The following is a 4,797-nucleotide window of genomic DNA, read 5'->3' on the forward strand; positions in this document are numbered from 1 at the left end:
GGGCGAATCCCCAGCGACTCGGCCAGCCGGAACAGGGCGACCTCGATGGCGAACAGCGCCACCTGCGTGAACTCCGTCGAGTTCAGCACCTCACCATCAGCGGCGAGAAGCTCGCGCAGCGCACGGCCAAGCCGCGGGTCGACCTCCGCACACACCTCGTCCAACGCACGGTCGAACACCGGGTATGCGGCGGCCAACTCCAGCCCCATACCCCGCCGCTGAGACCCCTGACCGGTGAACAGAAACGCCGACTTACCCGCCACAGCGGCATCACCCGCCGACACCTCACCCAGACGCGCCAACAGCTCATCCCGATCACCGGCCACAACCACAGCCCGGCGATCCAGCAGCGCCCGCGAAGTCACCAGCGAGTACGCCGTGTCCACCACGGACACCTCCGGCTGCGAAGCCACGTGCGCCCGCAGCCGCTCCGCCTGCGCCCGCAACGCCACATCGTTGCGCGCGGACAGCACCACCGGCACCGCACCGGCGGGCCGTGTCACCTCGCCCAGCGCGTCCTCGGAGGGCGCTTCGGCCGGGGCCTCCTCGACGATGATGTGGGCGTTCGTGCCGCTCACGCCGAAGGACGACACACCGGCACGCCGTGGACGTCCCTCGGTCCGCCATTCGCGGCCCTCGGTCAGCAGCCGAACCTCGCCCGACTCCCAGTCCACATGCGGCGACGGCTCACCGACATGCAGGGTCGGCGGCAGCACACCGTGCCGCATCGCCATCACCATCTTGATCACACCAGCCACACCCGCCGCGGTCGAGGTGTGGCCGATGTTGGACTTGATGGAGCCGAGCCAGAGGGGGTCACCGTCGCGCTCACGGCCGTACGTCGCCAGCAGCGCCTGCGCCTCGATCGGGTCACCCAGCCTGGTGCCGGTGCCGTGGCCCTCGACGGCGTCGACGTCGGCGGGGCTGAGTCCGGCGTTGGCGAGGGCCTGGCGGATGACGCGTTCCTGGGAGGGGCCGTTGGGGGCGGTGAGGCCGTTGCTGGCGCCGTCCTGGTTCACCGCGCTGCCCCTGATGAGGCCGAGGATGCGCCGCCCGTTGCGCCGCGCGTCGGAGAGCCGTTCCAGGACAACGAGGCCGAGGCCGTCGGAGAAGCCGGTGCCGTCCGCCGACGCCGAGTAGGCCTTGCAGCGGCCGTCGCGGGCCAGACCGCGCTGGCGGCTGAACTCCATGTGCAGGAAGGGACCGGACAGCACGGTGACGCCGCCGGCGAGGGCGAGCGAGCACTCGCCGGCCCGCAGGGCGGTCACCGCGAGGTGGAGGGCCACGGCGGAGGCCGAGCAGGCGGTGTCCACGGACACGGCCGGGCCTTCCAGGCCGAGGCTGTAGGCGACGCGGCCGGACACCACGCTGGTGGTGGAGCCGGTCAGGCGGAAGCCCTCGATCTGTGGGAGGGCTCCGGCGGGCATGGCGGCATAGTCGGACGGGCCGACGCCGCAGAAGACGCCGGTGTCGGTGCCGCGCAGGCCGTTCGGGTCGATGCCGGCGTCCTCCAGCGCCTCCCAGGCCGCCTCCAGCAGCAGGCGCTGCTGCGGGTCCATCGCGGTCGCCTCGCGCGGACTGATGCCGAAGAAGTCGGCGTCGAACTCGGCGGCGCCGTCGATGAATCCGCCTTCGCGGGCGTATACGGTGCCGAGCCGGTCAGGGTCGGGGTCGTAGAGCCGCTCCAGGTCCCAGCCGCGGTCGGCCGGGAACGGGCCGATGGCGTCACCGCCGGACGCCACCAGCTCCCACAGCTCCTCCGGCGACGTCACGCCGCCGGGGTAGCGGCAGCTCATGCCGACGATCGCCAGGGGCTCCCCGTCACGGGACTCGTACTCGCGAAGGCGCGCGCGGGCCTGGTTGAGGTCGCTCGCCATCTTCTTGAGATAGCGAGCTATCTTCTCCTGCTGATCCGGGTTCTCTGCCATTTCCCCGCCCCCTGTCACGCTTCGCCGAACTCGGCGTCGATCATCTGGAAGACCTCGTCCATGGTTGTGGCCGCTTCGATCCGCTCGGCCGTGCTCTCCGCCTCCCCGTCGTCGGCGACGACGGAGAGCAGGCGGCGCAGGCGTTCGGCAACGTGGCGTCGCTCGTTGTCGGTGACCGCGGCAAGCATGTCTTCCAGCTTGTTCAGTTCCTTCTCGATGGGTGGTTCGGCGGCGACGCCGCCGAACTCGGTGAGCAGCAGGCGGACGATCTCCGCGGGCGTCGGGTAGTCGAACACCAGCGTCGCGGGCAGGCGCATGCCGGCGGCCTGGGTCAGCCGGTTGCGCAGTTCGACGGCGCCGAGCGAGTCGAAGCCCATGTCCTGGAAGGCGCGTTCGGGCTCGACGGCCGCGGCGGAGGCGTGTCCGAGTACGGCAGCCACCTGCGTGCGGACCAGGTCGAGGACGACGTGCTGGCGGTCGCCCTCCGCGACTCCCGCCAGACGGTCCCGCAGCGACACCGTCGTGGTCTCCGTGCGTCGCGCCGGGAGGGGTGCCAGCCCGCGCAGTACGGCCGGGATCGTGCCGGCCCTGGCCTGGGCGCGCAGCACCGCCATGTCCAGCCGGACCGGCGCCAGCAGAGCGGCGTCCGTCGCCAGGGCCTGGTCGAACAGGCCGAGACCCAGCTCCGGCGTCAGCGGCTTGGACCCCATGCGTTCGAGGCGGGCCAGCTCCGCCGGGCCCAGTTGCGCCGCGATACCCGCGGTGTCCGACCACAGGCCCCAGGCCAGCGACACCGCCGGAAGACCCCCGGCCCGTCGCCAGGCGGCGAGGGCGTCGAGCGCGGCATTGGCCGCCGCGTAGTTGCCCTGCCCCGGACTGCCGATCAGCGCAGCCACCGACGAGAACAGCACGAACGCCGACAGATCCATCCCGGCGGTCAGCTCATGCAGATGCCAGGCACCATCGACCTTCGGCCGCATCACCCGGTCGACCTGCTCGGCCGACATCGACTCGATCACACCGTCGTCAAGCACACCCGCCGCGTGCACCACCGCCGTCAGCGGACGCTCCACGGCACCCAGCACGGAGGCGAGCTGCTCACGATCGGACACATCACAGGCCACCACCCGTGCCACACAACCCAGCTCCGCCAACTCCGCCACCAACTCACCAGCACCGTCGGCCTCCAAGCCCCCCCGGCTGAGCAACAGCAGATGACGCACACCGTGCTCGACGGCCAGGTGACGGGCGAACACCGCACCCAGACCACCCGTACCACCCGTGATCACCACGGTCCCGTCCGTGTCGACGACCGGGGACCGGTCGGCGACCGGTGCGATGCCACGAGAGAGCCTGGATGTCAGCAGCCGGCCTTCACGGATGGCCAGTTGGGGCTCCTCAGCACCCAGCACAGCGCCCCAGTCCGGCTCCTCGCCGTCCAGGTCGACCAGCACGAACCGGCCCGGATGCTCCGACTGCGCACTGCGCACCAAGCCCCACACCGCCGCCTGGGCGACGTCGGGAGCCTCACCGTCGACAGCGACCGCTCCCCGGGTCACCAGCACCAGCCGGGCCTCGCCCAGCCACTCACTGGCCAGCCACCGCTGCACCAACTGCAGCGCCTCGACCGCAGCCGTGCGGGCCGCCCTCGCCAAGTCGTCCTGCGGGGCAATGACCTCGGCGACTACGGTGTCGGGCGCGGTCGCACCGTCGGCCAGGGCCTTCTCCAGCGCGGCCAGATCGGCGAACCGGTCCACCGGACCGCCGATCGACTCGCCGAGCGCAACGAGACGCGCGGTCCGCGCCGTGACGGCCTGCACCGGGACCCAGCCCATCTCGTGGAGATGGCGGTCACCGTCCCGCCGGGCGGCTTCCAGGTGCCCCTGTTCCACCGGGCGGACGTCGAGCCGTCGCAGACAGGCCAGCGGCACACCGTCCTCGCCCGCGATGTCGAGCCGCAGGGAGGTCGGGTCCGGCAGCGTGATCCTGACCCGCACCCGGGTGAGACCGAAGCGCTCCAGCTGCACCCCGGACCAGGAGAACGGCAGCCCGCTGGGGTTCTCCTCCCCCATGTCGAGCATGCCGAGCCCGCCGTGCAGGGCGGAGTCGAACATCGCGGGGTGGATGGCGAACCCGGCGGCCGGCCCGGCCACTTCGGGCAGCGCCAGCTCGACGAGGACCTCGTCACCCCTGCGCCAGGCAGACTGTACGGCGCGGAAGGCCGGGCCGTAGTCGAAGCCCACATCGGTGAGGTGAGCGTTCCGGTTGAGGAGCGTGTACAGCTCGGCCACGGGCAGCGACTCGGCGTCCGCGGGCGGCCACGGCACGGGCAGCGCCTCCAGGGGCTCGGCCTTTGCGGAGAGCCAGCCACGGGCGTGGCAGGTCAGCTCCGTGATCTCGTCCTCGCCCGCCTCAGGCCGGGAGAAGAAGGCGAACTCCCTGCGGTCGTCCTCACCGGCCGGACCGACCGTGACCCGGATCTGCCGGGTGACGTCGTCCTCCAGGACCAGGGGGGCGGCAACGACCAGTTCGTCCACGACCCCGCACCCCAGCCGGCTGCCCACGGTCAGCGCCATCTCGACCATCGCGGCGCCGGGCACCAGCACGATGCCGAACACCATGTGGTCGCGGGTCCAGGGCTGCGTCTCCTGGGACATGCTGCCGGTGAAGACCCACTCGTCCCGGTCACCGACCTGTACGGCGGCGGACAGGATCGGGTGCCGCATCCGGTCCATCCCCGCGACCGCGGCGTCGCCGGTGCCTGCCTTGCGGGACAGCCAGTAGTTCTGGCGCTGGAAGGCGTAGGTGGGCAGCTCGACGCGCTGGGCGCCGGTACCGGCGTAGAACGCCTCCCAGTCGACGCCGACAC

The 4,797-nt window shown here is 71.9% G+C and carries 2 protein-coding genes; both read right to left on the reverse strand.

The annotated features are described in order from the left end of the window. On the reverse strand, positions 1-1,928 hold a 1,928-nt coding region (locus ACFZDC_RS41860), incomplete at its 3' end, for a beta-ketoacyl synthase N-terminal-like domain-containing protein (RefSeq protein WP_391332338.1). A gap of 14 nt (positions 1,929-1,942) precedes the next feature. Then, positions 1,943-4,797: SDR family NAD(P)-dependent oxidoreductase (locus ACFZDC_RS41865; RefSeq protein WP_391332340.1), on the reverse strand; the 2,855-nt coding region annotated here is incomplete at its 5' end.

Origin of the sequence: Streptomyces sp. NPDC007905 (genome assembly GCF_042959345.1) — a bacterium.
GTDB lineage: Bacteria > Actinomycetota > Actinomycetes > Streptomycetales > Streptomycetaceae > Streptomyces.